This is a genomic window from Kitasatospora sp. NPDC087315, assembly GCF_044744345.1.
Lineage (GTDB): Bacteria > Actinomycetota > Actinomycetes > Streptomycetales > Streptomycetaceae > Kitasatospora.
Window position 1 is genome coordinate 106,422 of sequence record NZ_JBIUYD010000002.1, and the last position, 15,819, is coordinate 122,240.

16 protein-coding genes are annotated in these 15,819 nt (G+C 72.7%); 9 read left to right on the forward strand and 7 right to left on the reverse strand.

The annotated features are described in order from the left end of the window. The first annotated feature begins 118 nt into the window (after positions 1 to 118). Positions 119 to 682: an EF-hand domain-containing protein gene (locus ACIO5D_RS03370; protein WP_363606576.1), complete on the forward strand. Its 564-nt coding sequence runs from the start codon at positions 119 to 121 to the stop codon at positions 680 to 682. A 52-nt stretch (positions 683 to 734) separates the two neighbouring features. On the opposite strand, the gene ACIO5D_RS03375 is transcribed toward ACIO5D_RS03370, so the two are convergent. Next, complete coding sequence (locus ACIO5D_RS03375) at positions 735 to 2,099, reverse strand: aspartate aminotransferase family protein (RefSeq protein ID WP_400793765.1); 1,365 nt, start codon at positions 2,097 to 2,099, stop codon at positions 735 to 737. A 175-nt stretch (positions 2,100 to 2,274) separates the two neighbouring features. On the opposite strand from ACIO5D_RS03375, the gene ACIO5D_RS03380 reads away from it, so the two are divergent. Further along, the gene (locus tag ACIO5D_RS03380) at positions 2,275 to 3,024 is read left to right on the forward strand and encodes an SDR family oxidoreductase (protein WP_400793766.1); all 750 of its coding nucleotides are present in this window, start codon (positions 2,275 to 2,277) and stop codon (positions 3,022 to 3,024) included. A gap of 8 nt (positions 3,025 to 3,032) precedes the next feature. Here the strand turns inward: ACIO5D_RS03380 and ACIO5D_RS03385 are convergent, their stop codons facing one another. Together ACIO5D_RS03385 and ACIO5D_RS03390 are read right to left on the reverse strand one after the other, a co-directional pair. Then, the gene (locus tag ACIO5D_RS03385; RefSeq protein WP_400649313.1) at positions 3,033 to 3,635 is read right to left on the reverse strand and encodes a DUF6309 family protein; all 603 of its coding nucleotides are present in this window, start codon (positions 3,633 to 3,635) and stop codon (positions 3,033 to 3,035) included. Positions 3,636 to 3,728: 93 nt separating this feature from the next. Next, positions 3,729 to 4,523 carry a phytanoyl-CoA dioxygenase family protein gene (locus ACIO5D_RS03390; protein WP_400793767.1) on the reverse strand — a complete coding sequence of 265 codons (795 nt, stop codon included), beginning with the start codon at positions 4,521 to 4,523 and terminating at the stop codon, positions 3,729 to 3,731. A gap of 356 nt (positions 4,524 to 4,879) precedes the next feature. On the opposite strand from ACIO5D_RS03390, the gene ACIO5D_RS03395 reads away from it, so the two are divergent. Then, positions 4,880 to 5,512 carry an AAA family ATPase gene (locus tag ACIO5D_RS03395; RefSeq protein ID WP_400793768.1) on the forward strand — a complete coding sequence of 211 codons (633 nt, stop codon included), beginning with the start codon at positions 4,880 to 4,882 and terminating at the stop codon, positions 5,510 to 5,512. A 43-nt stretch (positions 5,513 to 5,555) separates the two neighbouring features. Further along, a complete protein-coding gene (locus ACIO5D_RS03400; protein WP_363606569.1) occupies positions 5,556 to 5,705 on the forward strand; it encodes a hypothetical protein in 150 nt (49 codons plus the stop codon). On the opposite strand, the gene ACIO5D_RS03405 is transcribed toward ACIO5D_RS03400, so the two are convergent. Continuing rightward, on the reverse strand, positions 5,674 to 6,696 hold the full coding sequence (locus ACIO5D_RS03405) for an EamA family transporter (RefSeq protein ID WP_400649320.1): 1,023 nt from the start codon (positions 6,694 to 6,696) through the stop codon (positions 5,674 to 5,676). The genes ACIO5D_RS03400 and ACIO5D_RS03405 overlap by 32 nt on opposite strands. Positions 6,697 to 6,830: 134 nt before the next feature. Between ACIO5D_RS03405 and ACIO5D_RS03410 the strand changes: the two genes are divergently transcribed. Then, entirely contained in the window at positions 6,831 to 7,283 is a 453-nt protein-coding gene (locus ACIO5D_RS03410; protein WP_363606566.1) for a gamma-glutamylcyclotransferase family protein, read from the forward strand. A 67-nt stretch (positions 7,284 to 7,350) separates the two neighbouring features. On the opposite strand, the gene ACIO5D_RS03415 is transcribed toward ACIO5D_RS03410, so the two are convergent. Continuing rightward, positions 7,351 to 8,811 (reverse strand): catalase, encoded by a 1,461-nt coding sequence (locus tag ACIO5D_RS03415; protein ID WP_363606564.1) that lies wholly within the window; start codon positions 8,809 to 8,811, stop codon positions 7,351 to 7,353. A 209-nt stretch (positions 8,812 to 9,020) separates the two neighbouring features. Between ACIO5D_RS03415 and cbiE the strand changes: the two genes are divergently transcribed. The 4 genes from cbiE to ACIO5D_RS03435 are packed head-to-tail and all read left to right on the forward strand — an operon-like array spanning position 9,021 to position 12,408. After that, positions 9,021 to 10,307 (forward strand): precorrin-6y C5,15-methyltransferase (decarboxylating) subunit CbiE, encoded by a 1,287-nt coding sequence (cbiE, locus tag ACIO5D_RS03420; protein ID WP_400793769.1) that lies wholly within the window; start codon positions 9,021 to 9,023, stop codon positions 10,305 to 10,307. A 10-nt stretch (positions 10,308 to 10,317) separates the two neighbouring features. Then, the gene (gene cobM / locus ACIO5D_RS03425) at positions 10,318 to 11,079 is read left to right on the forward strand and encodes a precorrin-4 C(11)-methyltransferase (RefSeq protein ID WP_363606561.1); all 762 of its coding nucleotides are present in this window, start codon (positions 10,318 to 10,320) and stop codon (positions 11,077 to 11,079) included. Beyond that, on the forward strand, positions 11,079 to 11,846 hold the full coding sequence (locus tag ACIO5D_RS03430; protein WP_363606560.1) for a cobalt-precorrin-6A reductase: 768 nt from the start codon (positions 11,079 to 11,081) through the stop codon (positions 11,844 to 11,846). The genes cobM and ACIO5D_RS03430 overlap by 1 nt, the downstream gene beginning before the upstream one ends. Positions 11,847 to 11,904: 58 nt before the next feature. After that, positions 11,905 to 12,408: a DinB family protein gene (locus ACIO5D_RS03435; RefSeq protein WP_363606558.1), complete on the forward strand. Its 504-nt coding sequence runs from the start codon at positions 11,905 to 11,907 to the stop codon at positions 12,406 to 12,408. Between the two features lie 97 nt (positions 12,409 to 12,505). Here ACIO5D_RS03435 and ACIO5D_RS03440 read toward each other — a convergent pair whose 3' ends face one another. Both ACIO5D_RS03440 and ACIO5D_RS03445 read right to left on the reverse strand, forming a co-directional pair. Continuing rightward, a complete protein-coding gene (locus ACIO5D_RS03440; RefSeq protein ID WP_400649333.1) occupies positions 12,506 to 14,035 on the reverse strand; it encodes a UDP-N-acetylglucosamine 1-carboxyvinyltransferase in 1,530 nt (509 codons plus the stop codon). A 302-nt stretch (positions 14,036 to 14,337) separates the two neighbouring features. Next, positions 14,338 to 15,639 carry a cobalt-precorrin-5B (C(1))-methyltransferase gene (locus tag ACIO5D_RS03445; protein WP_400756525.1) on the reverse strand — a complete coding sequence of 434 codons (1,302 nt, stop codon included), beginning with the start codon at positions 15,637 to 15,639 and terminating at the stop codon, positions 14,338 to 14,340. Positions 15,640 to 15,819 lie beyond the last annotated feature (180 nt).

The window sequence follows — 15,819 nt, forward strand, 5'->3', positions numbered from 1 at the left end:
TGCCTCCGCGCCGGTCAGCGGCGGTTCCCCGGCGCCCCGGGGCCGGATGTTCGGCTGCGCCCGTCCCGCCGGAGGGGTTAGCGTGCAGGCGTCGTGTTACCGCAGGCAAGGGGGAACGTTGTCCGAGGAACTGCTCATCGCGAAGATCGGCCACGGGTTCGACCATCTCGACGCGGACGGCGACGGACAGTTGACGGCGCACGACCACATCCTGATGGGCCGGTCCGTGGCACTGTCGCTCGGGTATCCGGAGAGGTCGGAGGCCGAACAGCGAATCGTCGCCGCGTACCTCTCGATCTGGCACGACCTGCACCTCGCGCAGCTGCCGGCGGGGACGACCGCCATCACCCGGACGCAGTTCATCGAGTCGACCCGGACGCTCGCCGACGACCCCGCCGCCGCGCGGGCGAGCCTCGGGGCGCTGGCCGAGGCCTTCCTCGCGATCGCCGACACCGACGGCAGCGGCACGGTCGACGCGGACGAGTTCTTCCTCTTCCAGCGCGGCCACTTCCCCGGCCTCGACCGCCAGGACGCGGACGAGGCGTTCCGCCGGCTCGACCGGGACGGCGACGGGAGCCTGTCGGCGGCGGAGTTCACCGACGGCATCATCGAGTACTGGTCCGGCCGCGACCCGCAGGCCCCCGGCAACTGGTGGGCGGGCCGGCCCCCGTTCCCCGGGTAGTCCCGGGCGTCCGCGGGCCGTGCCGGGCGGACGAGCGGGGGCCGGCCAGGTCTCAGCGGATCGTCGCGAACGCCTCGTCGATCGCCGCGCAGGTGGCCTCGACGTCCTCGTCGGTCACCGCGGCCGAGACGAACCAGCAGGCCAGCCCGTACGCGTTGACGTGGATACCGCGCACCAACAGGGCGTGCCGGAAGGCGTCGTAGCGCCGCTGGTCCAGCGCGAGGGTGTCGCGGTACTGCCGGGTCGGCGAGCCGTCGGCGGTGAACACCACCTGGAACATCGCGCCGACGCCCTGCACCGCGCACGGGACGCGGTGGTCGTGCGCGGCCCTGCGGACCGCCTCCATGATGCGCCGGCCGGCCGAGTCGATCCGCTCGGTGACCGCCGGGTCGGCGAGCCGGGTGAGCGTGGCCAGGGCGGCGGTGGCGCAGAGCGGTGAACCGTTGTAGGTGCCCCCGTGCTTGACCCGGTTGGCGGCGACCTCGCCCATGATGTCCGCGCGCCCGGCGAAGGCGGCGATGGGCAGTCCGCCGCCCAGCGCCTTGGAGTAGACGGCCAGGTCGGGGACGACACCGAACAGGGACTGCGCGCCGCCGGGACCGGTGCGAAAGCCCGTGCAGACCTCGTCGAAGACCAGGACGAGCCCGCGCCGGGTGCACTCCTCCCGCAGGGTCTCCAGGAAGCCCGGATCCGGCATGGTACAGGCGTTGTTGGCGACGATCGGCTCGCAGATCACCGCCGCGATCTCGTCCCGGTGCGCGTCCAGTACCGCACGGAGCGCCGCCGGGTCGTTCCACGGGCAGACCACCACGTCGTCCACGACGCCCGCCGGGATGCCGGGAGAGTGCGGGAGGGCCGACGGCGCGTCGTAGGGGCCCACCTCGGCGGCGGTGGGCCGGTTGGAGATCGCGAGCACGTCCGTCCACCCGTGGTAGTGCCCCTCGAACTTCAGGATCCTGGACCGCCCGGTGAAACCGCGGGCCGCCCGGACCGCTCCCTGGATCGCCTCCGAGCCCGAGTTGGCGTAGCGCACCAGGTCCGCACAGGGGACCATCTTCTGGATCTGCTCGGCCAGTTCGATCTCCGGAAGATTGCAGGTGCCGAACATCGTGCCGGTGGCCAGAACCCCGCCGAGCACCCGGGCCAGGGCCGGGTCGGCGTGACCGAGGACGGCACTGCCGTAGGAGATCAGGAAGTCCACGTACTCGTTGCCGTCGGCGTCCCAGATGTGCGCCCCGGCGCCGCGCTCGATGTACAGGGGATACGGATGCGGGCCGGTGGAGGTGATCCGCGAGGAGGAACTCACCCCGCCTGCCAGGGACTTGTTCGCCCGCTCGAACAGGGCGCGGCTGGTGCCGGTCCGCGGACCCGCCGGCATGCCGGGGTCGGTGGCGTCGAAGGTGTGCTGAGTGGTCATCCGCTGTTCCTGTCCATGTGGTTCGGTCCGGTGGCCCGGATCCCGTGGCCCGGAGGGTCCGGACCACTCGGCGGTGCGGCGTTTCGTTGACCTGATGGGCGCTCTTGACGGCGAAGGCCGCCGTCCAAAAACTGATCTCTCGTCATGCACCTGGAATGTACAAGGGGTTGATTCCGTGGTCGCGAAGATCTCCGTGGTGACCGGAGCCGGCAGTGGTGTGGGCCGGGCCTGCGCACTGGCACTGGCGGCGGACGGCTGGTCGGTCGTCCTGGCCGGCCGCCGCAAGGACGCGCTGGAGGAGACCGCCCGGCTCGCCGACCCCTCCCTCGCGGACCGGCTGGTGCCGGTGCCCACGGACATCACCGACCCGGCGGCCGTGCGTGAGCTGTTCGGCGAGGTCGCGCTCCGCTTCGGCCGGATCGACCTGCTGTTCAACAACGCGGCCGACACCATGGCGTACATCCCCACCGAGGACGTCGCCGTCGAGGACTGGAACCGCGTCCTCGGCTCCATCGCCACCGGCAGCTTCCTCTGCGCCCAGGCCGCGTACCGGATGATGAAGGAGCAGTCGCCGCGCGGCGGCCGGATCATCAACAACGGCGCGCCCTCGGCCCATGTCCCCCGCCCCGACTCGATCGCCTTCACCGCCGCCAAGCACGCGGTGACCGGGCTGACGAAGTCGCTCTCCCTGGACGGGCGCCGCCACGACATCGCCTGCGGCCAGATCGACATCGGCAATGTGACGCCCGTCGGCCGGGAGCAGCCCGCCGCCCGCCAGCCCGACGGCAGCCTCCGGGTCGAGCCGACGATGGACGTGCGGCACGTCGCGGAGACGGTGGTGGCGATGGCGGCCCTGCCCCTGGGGGTGAACATCCCCTCGGTCACCGTGATGCCGAGCGCCATGCCGTACGTCGGCCGGGGGTAGGGCGTCTCCTACGGACCCTGTCGGGCGCCGTACCCGGCCTCGGCCGACTCCGGTCGGGCCGGGGCCAGGGGCGAGGTCCGGTCCGGGGCCGGGGCCGGCAGGCCCGCGACGTACGCCTCGATCTCGACGCCCGGGCCGAGCCGGCCGGACAGCTCCCAGGCGATCATGCGGTGCAGTCCGTCCAGATGAGTGAGCCCGTCCGGTCGCAGCAGTCCCTGGTAGTCGGTGCTGCCGATGGCCGAGGTGCTCAGGAAGACCGGGGTGAAGGGCTGCTCGGCCTGGCGGAGCAGCTTGCGCCAGCAGCACGGGTTCGACCGGGCGTAACCGTCGCCCAGCTCGCGCAGCCGGGCCACGGTCTCGGCGACGGTCAGCCCGGCCGGGGAGACCAGCTCCAGCTCGCCGCCTTCGCCGAGGTGCCACGGCAGCACGGTGTCCAGCACCTCCGCCCGGTCGAGCCGGACCTTCCCCCAGCTGCCGAACAGCTTCTCGGCGCTGAGCAGATGGGCGTCGCCGTCGCTGTTGGAGTTCTCCTCGTGTACCCGGTCCGCCGGGTGCTCCTGCCGGTAGAGGCGCAGCACGGTCTCGAAGTCGAGCCTGGAGACGATTCTCATCGGGCGGGTCCCTTCGGGGTCGGGGCGCAGCGGTTCGGTTTCGTGGTGGCTCCCTTCGGATGCGGGGGTGGCCCGCTTCGGGGGCGGCCCGGTTCAGTTCGGCCTGACGTACTCGGTGAAGTGCCGCTCGGCGAACAGCTCGGGCCACCGGCCGCCGTCCAGCCCGAGTGCCCTGCCCCGGGCGAGCAGGTGGCGCCAGTAGGGCTTGACCGGCGGCCAGCTGACACCACACTGACAGTACGAGCTGTCCACCATGTACCGCTCACGGCGCTGACCTGCGGGTGAGGGACGGCGGGCGTGGAAGAGCGCCGAGTGGAGGAGCACGGTGGAGCCCGGCGGCAGGTCGTCGATCACCGCCTCGCCGGGGAGTTCCGCGGTGCCGAGATGGGCTCTGGCGCGTTTTCCCGCCAGTTCCCGGTGCGAGCCGGGAAGTACCGCGAGCGCGCCCACCGTCGGGTCGAGTCCGCCGAGATAGTGCAGCGCGTGGACCATGACTTTCGAACGGTCGGCGTGCGGGCCCTGCTCGTAGTCGTGGTGCCATTCCTTGCCGGCCGATCCCGGGGCCTGGCGATTGCTGTGCATGTGGTGGAAGACGAAATCCGGGCCGATCAGCCGGGAGATTGTCGAGAGCAGCGGCGGGTGGCCGACCAGTTCGCCGTGGGCGGCCAGCTCGATCTCCAGGACGGCGGGGGTTCCGGCCGATTCCGGGTCGAGGCAGGCCGCGATCGAGCGGTCCCGGAGACCGGTGTCGACCCAGCGGTCGACCTCGGTTTCCAGTCGGGCGACGAGATCCGACGGCAGGAAGGCGGGGAACACGAGATAGCCGAGCTCGAAGAACCGCGTGACCTGTGCGGTGTCGAGCGCGATGGTGGTGCCGTGGTTGTCCATTCTCCAGGCTCCAGAGGGTTGTCGGTGCCGTTCGACCTCCCCGTCGGCCGCGACCGCGACCGCTGCCCGGAGAGGCCCTGGGAACGTCTTGCCATGACGCGTGCACCATGGCGTTACTTGGAGTCAACCGAACAGCTACTAGGAATATCCCACACCCTGCATGCTCATGCCATGAATTGGGACAATGACCGAATAGCTTCGTTCTGGCCGGGACCGGACCGAATGTTCCGGAATACGGACGCTATCCCGTCTGCGCGGATACGCCGAACCCGGCCGAATCAAAGGAATTGGCCCGCGCAGACGACAGCCGGGAATCCCCCCGGCGCCACCCGGCGGGCTCCCGTAGGGTGCCGGGCATGCTCCTGTGGATCAACGGGCCCTTCGGCGGCGGCAAGACACAGACGGCGCACGAGCTCCGGCGCCGGCTCCCCGGCAGCGTGATCTGCGACCCGGAGGAGGTCGGGTTCGGGCTGCACCGGATGCTGCCGAAGCCGCTGCGGGGCGACTTCCAGGACCTGCCGGCCTGGCGGCAGGGCGTGTACGAGGTGCTGGACCGCACGCTGACCGAGTACCGAGGGGCGGTGATCGTGCCGATGACCGTCGTCGAGCCTGCGTACTTCGCCGACACCGTCGGACGGCTGCGCGAACGCGGCCATGACGTACGACACTTCGCCCTGCCGGCCGAGCGGGAGACGGTGCTGCGGCGGCTGCGCGAGCGCGACTTCGGGCATGCCGTCCGGCTGGTCGGAGGCAAGGACGCGCCGCTGCGCCGGGAGAGTTTCGCCGTCGCCAAGCTGGACCACTGTCTGGAGCGGCTCAACGGCGACGCGTTCGGCGAGCACCTCCACACCGACCACCTCCCCGTCGCGCGGGTCGCCGACCGCATCGCCGCCTCGGCCGGGCTGACGCTCGCGCCCAACACGGACGGCGAGCTCCGTGGCAGGCTGCGCCGGGCGTGGACGGGGGTCCGGCAGATCCGGTTCGGCTGATTCCGGCTGAGAGGCCGCGAACGACTGCTTCGGCACCGTCGCGATGGGCCGCGACACCTACGACCCGGGGCCGGTGGTCGACCTGACCAGCCCCTACGCCCACCTGCGGCAGATCGTCTCCTCCCGCTCCCTCACCACCGGCCCGGACCCGGCGGTGGAGCTCACCGCCGGCGGCCAGGCGTCCGACCGGTAGGCATCCGGTCGGCGGGATCGGCGGGCGTCCGGCGGGACGGCCTGCGGGGAGAAGGCGCCCGGCTGACGCTCACCACCAGGCAGACGCCCGCGACCACGATCGCCCCGCCCAGCAGGGTGGGGCCGGTCAGCGGCTCGGCCAGGATCAGCCAGCCGAGCAGCACCGCCACCACCGGGTTCACGTACGCGTAGGTGGCGACCAGCGTCAGTGGCGCGGACCGCAGCAGCCAGGCGTACGCGGTGAAGGCGACCAGCGAACCGGCCACCACCAGGTAGCCGAGCGCCAGCCAGGAGCGGCCGGAGACGGCGCCCGGGTCGAAGCCGCGCTGCTCGCCGCGGACCAGGGCGATCAGCAGGTTGCCCAGGCCGCCCGCGAGCATCTGGTACGCGCTCGCGGCGAGGACGTTGCCCGGCATCGCGATCCGTTTGGCGGCGAACGAGCCGGCCGCCCAGGCCAGCGTGGCGCAGATGACCACGATCACCCCGGCGGGCGCGATGTCCCCGCCGATCGCGGGCGCGGAGAGCACCGCCAGCCCGGCCAGGCCGACCAGCACACCGGCCAGTTCGGCGGGCTTCGGACGGTCGCCGCTCGCCGCCGTCAGCAGCACCATCCAGAGCGGGACGGCGGCGACCAGCAGGGCGGCCAGTCCGGACGGGACGGAGTTCTCGCCGAGCACCACCAGCCCGTTGCCCCCGGTCAGCAGCAGGCCGCCGACCAGCGCGGACGAGCCCAGCTGCCGCAGGTTCACCCGCAGGCCGGCCCGCCCGTGGCGGACCAGGACGAAGACGGCCAGCAGCAGTCCGGCACAGAGGAAGCGCGCCGAGGCGGAGAGAAAGGAGGGCATCGTCTCCAGCGCGATCCGGATCGCCAGATAGGTCGACCCCCACACCACGTACACCAGGGCGAGCGCTCCCCAGACCGCCCCGCCCAGCCGGGCGGCCCCGGGGGCGGCTGAGTCCGTCGCGGACTTGGGTGAGACGGGTGCTGTCATGGGTGTCCCCCTTGGACGGTGCTGACGAAACACCCGCTATGAGAGCGCATCGGCGGCCCGTCGCGCCAGTGGGTATCGCCAGGCGGCCACCGCGACGTACCGTGGGCGCTCCCCAGCCAGGAGGTGGCGACCCCGTGCCCACCGGTTCGCCCGCTGGTTCGTCCGCCGATTCGTCGGCCGGCCTGCCGTTCTTCGTCTACGGCACGCTCCGCAGCGACGGTGGCAACCACGCCGCCCACCTGGCCGGCCACTGCGCGGACATCCGGCCGGCCGTCCTGGACGGCGCCGCGCTGCACGACGGCCCCGGCTTCCCGTACGCCCTGCCGGACCAGGCACCGGGCCGGCGGATCGTGGGCGAGCTGATCACCGTGCACGCCGACGCGTACGCCCCCGCGCTCGCCGGGCTCGACGCTCTGGAGGGCTGCCGGGCGGACGGCACCGGCCACTACGTCCGGCGCCGGCTGGCCGTGCGCACCGAGACCGGCGAGACCCTGGACGCCTGGGTCTACCTGGCCGGCCCGGCCGTCGCCGCCCGGCTGCGCGCCCACCCCGCGCTCATCCCGTCCGGGGACTGGACGCAGCGGTGAGGGCGCGGGCCCGCCCGCGGCCCGCGCCCTCACCACCACCAGCCACTGCGACTGCGACAACAGCCGGTCAGGACTTGCCGACACCCGCGGCGACGCGGTCGCCGAGGTTCTTGTCGACATTGCGCCAGTACTGCACCGCCCGCTCCAGCACCGGGTCGGTGACCCCGTCCTTGAGGTGGCCGACGATGTTCGAGACCAGCCGGTCGCGCTGCGCGTCGTTCAGCACCTTGCGCACCATCGTGCCGGCCTGCCCCCAGTCGTCGTCCTCGGCGTGCAGCGAGTACGCCTCACGCACCATCTCGCCGGAGCTCTGCCACCCGGCGGCCGGGTCGTCGTACCGCTGCGGGTCCGCCGCCGGGCCGCCCTTGGAGTTGGGCGCGTACGGTGCGGCCGTGCGCGCCGGGTCGAAGCGCATCGGACCGTCCTTGGCGTACGAGTGCACCGGGACGTGCGGCCGGTTCGGCGGCAGCTGGGCGTAGTTGGGGCCGATCCGGTAGCGGTGGGTGTCGGGGTAGGAGAAGATCCGGCCGAGCAGCATCTTGTCCGGCGAGACGCTGACGCCGGGGACCAGGTTGGAGGGCTCGAAGGCGGCCTGCTCGATGTGGATGAAGTAGTCCTCGGGGTTGCGGTTCAGGGTCATCGTCCCGACCTTGATCAGCGGGTAGTCGCCGTGCGGCCACACCTTGGTCAGGTCGAAGGGGTTGAACCGGTAGCCGGGCGCCTGGTCGAACGGCATGACCTGGACGTACAGCGTCCAGGACGGGTGGTTGCCGTGCTCGATGGCGTGCCAGAGGTCCTGGCGGTGCAGGTCCGGGTCGGTGCCGGCCAGCCGGTCGGCCTCCTCCGCGGTGAGGAAGTCGATGCCCTGGTCGGTCTTGAAGTGGTACTTGACCCAGTGCCGCTCGCCGCTCGCGTTGATCCACAGATAGGTGTGCGAGCCATAGCCGTTCATATGCCGGTACGACTTCGGGATGCCGCGGTCGCCCATCAGCCAGGTGACCATGTGCGCGGACTCCGGCGACAGCGTCCAGAAGTCCCACTGCATGTCGTGGTCGCGCAGCCCGTTGTCGGGGCGGCGCTTCTGCGAGCGGATGAAGTCCTGGAACTTGATCGTGTCGCGGACGAAGAAGACCGGCGTGTTGTTGCCGACCAGGTCGTAGTTGCCGTCCTCGGTGTAGAACTTCAACGCGAACCCGCGGGGGTCGCGCCAGGTGTCCGGGCTGCCCTGCTCCCCGGCCACGGTCGAGAAGCGGGCCAGCATCTCGGTCCGCTTGCCCGGCTGGAACAGGGTCGCCTTCGTGTACCGGCTGACGTCCTCCGTCGTCTCGAAGACGCCGTACGCCCCGGCTCCCTTGGCGTGCACCACCCGCTCGGGCACCCGCTCCCGGTTGAACTGGGCCATCTTCTCGATCAGATAGTGGTCGTGCAGCAGAATCGGGCCGTCCCGGCCCACCGTGAGTGAGTTCTCGTCACTCGGCACCGGGATGCCCACGTTGTTGGTGGAGTACGGGACCGCTGACTCGGACATGGTGTCCTCCGTTGCGTGCTGAGGTCCCCCCTGACGACGCTAGCCCGGTCCCGGAAGACCTGCACCCCGACGGCCGGGAAGCCCCGCACCCCAGCGGGAAAGACCCGTATCCCGACGGCCGGGAAGGCCCGCACCCTGGCCGGGAGAGGCGGGCGAACCGCCAGGTAGGCTGCCCCGACCACGCCAAACGGATCGACGAGGAGCCACCGGTGCCCGAGCTGCCACCCCCGATCACCGTCGTCGGGATCGGGGCCGACGGCTGGCCCGGCCTCGCCGGCACCTCCCGGGCGGCGCTGCGGACCGCCGAGGTGGTGATCGGCGGGCCCCGGCAGCTCGCCCTGCTGCCCGCCGACGAGGTGGCCGCCGAACGGGTGCCGTGGCCCTCACCGCTGCGCCCGGCCGTCCCCGGGCTGCTGGCCGAGCACGCCTCGCGCGCGGTGGCCGTCCTCGCCAGCGGGGACCCGATGTTCTACGGCATCGGCCGCACCCTCGCCGAGACCGTCGGAGCCGAACGGCTGCGTGTACTGCCGCACCCCTCCTCCGTCTCCTACGCCTGCGCCCGGCTCGGCTGGCCGCTCGAAGCCACCGAGGTGGTGAGCCTGGTCGGCCGCCCCCTGGACGCCCTCGCCCTCGCCCTCCACCCCGGCCGCCGCCTGCTGGTGCTCAGCGCCGACGCCGCCACCCCGGCCGCCGTCGCCGGGCTGCTCACCGCGCGCGGCCACGGCGCCGCCCGGCTGAGCGTGCTGGAGCAGCTCGGCGGACCGGGCGAACGGCGGCTGGACGGTCCGGCGGACGGCTGGCCCCACCCGGCCGGCGACCCGCTGAACGTCATCGCCGTCGAACTGGCCGACGGCCCCCGGACGTCCCTCGTCCCCGGTCTGCCCGACGACTCCTACGAGAGCGACGGCCAGCTCACCAAGCGGCACGTCCGCGCCGCCACCCTCGCCACGCTGGCCCCCGCCCCCGGCGAACTGCTCTGGGACGTCGGCGGCGGCTCCGGCTCGATCGCCGTCGAGTGGCTGCGCGCGCACCGTGACTGCCAGGCCGTCAGCATCGAGCGGGACGCCGTCCGGGCCGGGCGCATCGCCCGCAACGCCGCCGCGCTCGGCGTGCCCCGGCTACGCGTGGTCACCGGGCCCGCACCCGCCGCGCTCGCCGGACTGCCCACCCCCGACGCCGTGTTCATCGGCGGCGGGCTCACCGCGCCCGGCCTGCTGGACGCCTGCTGGGCGGCGCTGCCACCGGGCGGGCGACTGGTCGCCAACACCGTGACGCTGGAGTCCGAGGCCCTGCTCACCGAGTGGTACCGGCGCCACGGCGGCGAGTTGCTGCGGCTCTCCGTCGCGCACGCCGTCCCGGTGGGCGGCTTCACCGGCTGGCGGCAGGCGATGCCCGTCACCCAGTGGTCCGCCGTCAAGCCCGCACGGCCGGCCGTCGAGCGCGTACCGCCCGCCGGTGAGCCCGCGCAGCCCGCCGCCAAGCCCTCTGCCGTTTAGGAGACTCCTCGTGACCGTCCACTTCATCGGAGCCGGCCCGGGCGCCGCCGACCTGATCACCCTGCGCGGCCAGCGGATCCTGGCCCGCGCCGAGGTCTGCCTCTACGCCGGCAGCCTGGTGCCGCGCGAGCTGCTGGACGAGTGCCCGCCCGGCGCCCGGCTGGTCGACACCGCGCAGCTCAACCTGGACCAGATCATCGCCGAGCTGGTCCGCGCGCACGAGGCCGGGCAGGACGTGGCCCGGCTGCACTCCGGCGACCCGTCCGTCTTCAGCGCCGTCGCCGAACAGATGCGCCGGCTGGACGCGGCCGGCGTCCCGTACGAGGTCGTACCCGGCGTGCCCGCCTTCGCCGCCGCGGCGGCCGCGCTGAAGCGGGAACTGACGGTGCCGACCGTCGGCCAGACCGTCATCCTCACCCGGATCGCCAAGCGCGCCACCCCGATGCCCGAGGGCGAGGACCTGGCCACCCTCGGCCGCAGCGGCGCCCTGCTGGTGCTGCACCTGGCCGCCGGGTACGTGGACGACGTGGTCGAGCAGCTGCTGCCGCACTACGGCGCCGACTGCCCGGCCGCCGTGGTCGCGATGGCCAGCCGCCCCGACGAGCTGGTGCTGCGCGGCACCCTGGCCGACATCGCCGGGCAGCTGAAGGCGGCGGGCGTGGTCCGGACGGCGGTGATCATCGTCGGACGGACGCTGGCCGCCGAGCAGTTCCGCGACAGCCACCTCTACTCGGCGGACCGCGAGCGCCCGCACGAGCCCTGCGGGGCCTGATGGCACACGTCCTGATCCTCGGCGGCACCACGGAGGCCCGCGCGCTGGCCTCCGCACTGACCGGTGCCCCCGCGCTGCGGGTCACCAGCTCGCTGGCCGGCCGGGTCGCCGAACCCCGGCTGCCCGCCGGGGAGGTCCGGATCGGCGGCTTCGGCGGGCCGGACGGACTCGCCGACTGGCTCCGGGCCGAGCGGGTGGACGCGCTCGTGGACGCCACCCATCCGTTCGCCGCCGCCATGTCGCACAACGCGGCCCTCGCGGCCGCCGCCACCGGCGTACCGCTGCTGGCCCTGCGCCGCCCGGGCTGGACACCGGTGGCCGGGGACCGCTGGCACCCGGTGGCCTCGCTCGCCTCCGCCGCCGCGCTGCTGCCCTCCCTCGGCCGGCGCGTCTTCCTGACCACCGGCCGCCAGGGCATCGGCGCCTTCGCCCGCCTCGACGGCCTGCACTTCCTGGCCCGCTCGGTCGAACCGCCGGAGCCGCCGATGCCGGCCGCCACCGAAGTCCTGCTCGACCGGGGCCCGTTCACCCTCGACGGTGAGCGGGAGCTGCTGCGCGCGCACCGCATCGACGTGCTGGTCACCAAGGACAGCGGTGGCGCCGCCACCGCCCCCAAACTGACCGCCGCCCGCGAACTCGGCCTGCCCGTGGTGATCGTGGAGCGCCCGGCGGTACCGGCCGGCGTACCGGTCGCACCGGACGTCCCGGCAGCCGTCGGCCGGCTGGAGCGGCTGCTCGGCCTGGGGATCACGACGGTTGGCGGCTGACGCCACCGCCCTCGGAAATCACCGGGCGGGCGTCCGGCCCCTTCGGCAGAATGGGCGCATGAAGAGCGATCAGCGCACCGAGACCCCGCGGACGGGCGACGAACGGTCCACCCTGACCGGTTTTCTGGACTATCAGCGGGACACCCTCGCCATGAAGTGCGCCGGGCTGACCGCCGAGCAGCTCCGGACCCGGGCACTCGCGCCGTCGGGGCTCTCGCTGCTCGGCCTGGTCCGGCACCTCGCCGAGGTCGAGCGGAGCTGGTTCCGCAACGTCCTCAACAACGAGGCCCGGAACGGCTTCTGGAAGCACCCCGACGGCACCTTCGCCGAGTTCGACACCGACACCGCCGACCCCGACGAGGCCTTCACCGTCTGGCGCCGCGAGTGCGACCACGCCCGGGAACTCGTCGCCGCCGCCGAGTCGTTGGACGTACTCGGGCACTACGGCGAGGAGGTCTTCTCGCTGCGCTGGATCCTCACCCACATGATCGAGGAGTACGCCCGCCACAACGGCCACGCCGACCTCCTGCGCGAGCACCTCGACGGCGAAACCGGGGAGTAGCCGGACCGGATGTCGTCCGGCTGTCGGCTGGATGTCGCCTGGCTGTTGACCGGCCTCGGTGGCTGAGGCCGGTCGACAGGCGGTTCCCGGGCGGGCGTCAGATGTCGCGGAAGGTCTCGATCTGGGCGCCGACCGAGTTGAGGCGCTCGGCCAGGTCCTCGTAACCGCGGTTGATGACATAGACGTTGCGCAGCACCGAGGTGCCCTGGGCGGCGAGCATGGCGAGCAGGATGACCACGGCGGGACGCAGCGCGGGCGGGCAGACCATCTCGGCGGCGCGCCAGCGGGTCGGGCCCTGGACCAGGACGCGGTGCGGGTCGAGCAGCTTGATGTCCGCACCGAGGCGGGTGAGTTCGGTGAGGTAGATGGCGCGGTTGTCGTAGACCCAGTCGTGGATCATCGTGGTGCCGTGGGCGGCCGCGGCGATCGCGGCGAAGAACGGCACGTTGTCGATGTTGATGCCGGGGAACGGCATCGGGTGGATCTTGTCGATCGGCGCGGTCAGCTTGGACGGCCGCACGGTGAGGTCGGTGAGCCGGGTACGGCCGTTGTGGGCCGGGTACTCGGGGGTCCGGTCGTAGTCGAGGCCCATCTCCTCCAGCACCGCGAGCTCGATCTCCAGGAACTCGATCGGCACCCGGCGGATCGTCAGCTCGGAGCCGGTCACCACCGCGGCCGCCAGCAGGCTCATCGCCTCCACCGGGTCCTCGGCGGGGGTGTAGTCGACGTCGCAACCGATCTCGGGCAGACCGTGCACGGTGAGGGTGGTGGTGCCGATGCCCTCGATCTTCACGCCCAGCAGTTCCAGGAAGAAGCAGAGGTCCTGGACCATGTAGTTGGAGGAGGCGTTGCGGATGACGCTGACGCCGTTGTGCCGGGCGGCGGCGAGCAGGGCGTTCTCGGTGACGGTGTCGCCGCGCTCGGTCAGCACGATCGGGCGGTCCAGCGAGACGCCCGGCTCGACCGAGGCGTGATACGCGCCGGAGGTGGTGGCGACCTCCAGACCGAAGCGGCGCAACGCGGCCAGGTGCGGCTGGACGGTCCGGGTGCCGAGGTCGCAGCCGCCCGCGTACGGGATGGCGAAGCGGTCGGCGCGGTGCATCAGCGGCCCGAGGAACATCAGCACGCTGCGGGTGCGGCGGGCGGCCGCGACGTCCATGGCGGCGAGGTCGAGCTCGGCGGGCGGGGTGAGTTCGAGGTCGCGGCCGTCGTTGATCCAGCGGCTCTTGACGCCGATGCTGGTGAGCACCTCGAGGATCCGGTAGACCTCCTCGATCCGGGCCACCTGGCGCAGCGTGGTGCGGCCGGTGGTCAGCAGCGAGGCGCAGAGGATCGCCACGCAGGCGTTCTTGCTGCTGCGCACGTCGATGGCGCCGGAGAGCCGGGTGCCGCCGGCGACGCGCAGGTGCATCGGGCCGGCGTAGCCGAGGGAGACGATCTCGCTGTCGAGGGCTTCGCCGATGCGGGCGATCATCTCAAGGCTGACGTTCTGCTTGCCCTGTTCGATGCGGTTGACCGCGCTCTGGCTGGTGCCGAGGGCTTCGCCGAGCTGGGCCTGGGACCAACCACGGTGCTGACGCGCGGTACGGATGAGGGTGCCGATACGGGTGAGGTAGTCGCCTGTCACCCGCCAGACCATATCTCATGCTTGAGATATCACCAGAATCCGGGGTGGGCGTGGCGAACTATTTGTCCTTTTACAGGGCTTATCTGCGTCAGTACATGACGCCAGCAAGGGCGTCGCCTCCTTCGGGCGCAGACCCGTCCGGCAGCACGGCAGCACGCCTCCGCCCAGTCGTCCTCCGGCCCGTCGAGGGTGACGCACTGCCAGGTGGCGGACGCCTCGGGCAGGACGGTGGCAATCTCATCCACGATATGGAAGGGCAGGCGCCCTCGGCTCCTGCCCCGGAGAACCGGGTGCCCGTTCGCTCAGCCGGCGGCCGGCCCGAGCGGCTCCGCCCGGCCGACGAGGGTGCCCGCGCGGTCGATGCAGATGACGTCCACCGCGACCGGCGAACCGACCAGCACGCCGAGCGCGGTGGCGCGGGCGGCCTCGGCCACCAGGTCGCCGAGCGGGACGCCGGCCGCCCGGCAGAGCTGGACCGCCTCCAGGCCCGTGTTGGCCGCGGCCACCGCCTCGGCGAGCGCCGCGTCCGCACCGCCCTTGCGGGCCAGCCCGGCCAGGTACCCCTTGTCGACCTGGGAACGCGCCGAGTGCAGGTCGAGGTGGCCCGCGGCCAGCTTGGAGAGCTTGGCGAAGCCGCCCGCGATGGTCAGCCGGGGCACCGGGTGGCGCTTGAGGTACTTGAGGACGGCGCCGGCGAAGTCGCCCATGTCGAGCAGCGCGTCCTCGGGCAGCCCGTGCACCGCGACGGCCACCTTCTCGGACGTCGAACCGGTGCAGCCCGCGACATGGGTCCGCCCGGCGGCCCGGGCCACGTCCACCCCGCGCCGGATGGAGTCGATCCAGGCGGAGCAGGAGTAGGGGACGACGATCCCGGTCGTGCCGAGGATGGACAGCCCACCGAGGATTCCCAGCCGGGGGTTCCAGGTGGAGCGGGCGATCTCCTCGCCGTGGTCGACGGAGATCTCCACCACCACGTCCCCGGTGCCGCCGAACTCGGCCGCCACCTCGGCGACGGCGTCCCGGATCATCTGTCGGGGCACCGGATTGACGGCCGGCTCCCCCACCGCCAGCGGCAGCCCCGCCTTGGTGACCGTCCCCACCCCCGGTCCGGCCCGGAACACCACCCCGCTGCCGGGCTCCCCCGCCCACACGGTCGAACGGATCAGCGCGCCGTGCGTGACGTCGGGGTCGTCGCCGGCGTCCTTGACCACCCCGGCCATCGCCCGGGGGCCCAGCGGCTCTCCGGCCGCCGGGCCCCCGGCCGCCAGGTCCTCGGCTGCCGGCTCCTCGGCGGTCAGTTCCTCGACGGCCAGTTCCTCGACGGCCAGGGCGAACGCGGGCCGCTGGCCCTTGGGGAGCGTGATCGTCACGGGGTCGGGGAAGCCGCCGTCGAGCAGGGCGGTGTAGGCGGCCTTGGTGGCCGCCGTGGCACAGGCGCCCGTCGTCCAGCCGTGCCGCAGGCCGCTGCTCTTCAGCTGCCCGGCCCGGCCTCCCGATTCGGCCACGTGCGCCCCTTTGTCTCGGGACCGCCCGCCGGTGCCACCGGAACCGGGCCGTCCGCCACTGCACGGCCGGGTCGGCCGCCGGGGTCGATTTTCCCCCATTCGCCTGGCGGAGCCCCGGCGGGGTCGCTCGCTCCCACCCTGTCCCCACGCGTTCCCGAAGAGTTCTCCGCCCGGGCCTCGCACCGCACCCCTACCAGTGAGTAATCTGTCGCTCCGCCAGAAGTCGGGTTCATGACATGACGATCCGCCCAACCGGACCGTCAGAAGCGTGGGGGTTGT

Excerpts from the sequence above, each read along its gene's own strand:
- ACIO5D_RS03375 (WP_400793765.1), bottom strand. The coding sequence starts at position 2,099 with ATGACCACTCAGCACACCTTCGACGCCACCGACCCCGGCATGCCGGCG.
- ACIO5D_RS03385 (WP_400649313.1), bottom strand. The coding sequence starts at position 3,635 with ATGAGAATCGTCTCCAGGCTCGACTTCGAGACCGTGCTGCGCCTCTAC.
- ACIO5D_RS03390 (WP_400793767.1), bottom strand. The coding sequence starts at position 4,523 with ATGGACAACCACGGCACCACCATCGCGCTCGACACCGCACAGGTCACG.
- ACIO5D_RS03395 (WP_400793768.1), top strand. The coding sequence starts at position 4,880 with ATGCTCCTGTGGATCAACGGGCCCTTCGGCGGCGGCAAGACACAGACG.
- ACIO5D_RS03400 (WP_363606569.1), top strand. The coding sequence starts at position 5,556 with ATGGGCCGCGACACCTACGACCCGGGGCCGGTGGTCGACCTGACCAGC.
- ACIO5D_RS03405 (WP_400649320.1), bottom strand. The coding sequence starts at position 6,696 with ATGACAGCACCCGTCTCACCCAAGTCCGCGACGGACTCAGCCGCCCCC.
- ACIO5D_RS03415 (WP_363606564.1), bottom strand. The coding sequence starts at position 8,811 with ATGTCCGAGTCAGCGGTCCCGTACTCCACCAACAACGTGGGCATCCCG.
- ACIO5D_RS03430 (WP_363606560.1), top strand. The coding sequence starts at position 11,079 with ATGGCACACGTCCTGATCCTCGGCGGCACCACGGAGGCCCGCGCGCTG.
- ACIO5D_RS03435 (WP_363606558.1), top strand. The coding sequence starts at position 11,905 with ATGAAGAGCGATCAGCGCACCGAGACCCCGCGGACGGGCGACGAACGG.
- ACIO5D_RS03445 (WP_400756525.1), bottom strand. The coding sequence starts at position 15,639 with ATGGGGGAAAATCGACCCCGGCGGCCGACCCGGCCGTGCAGTGGCGGA.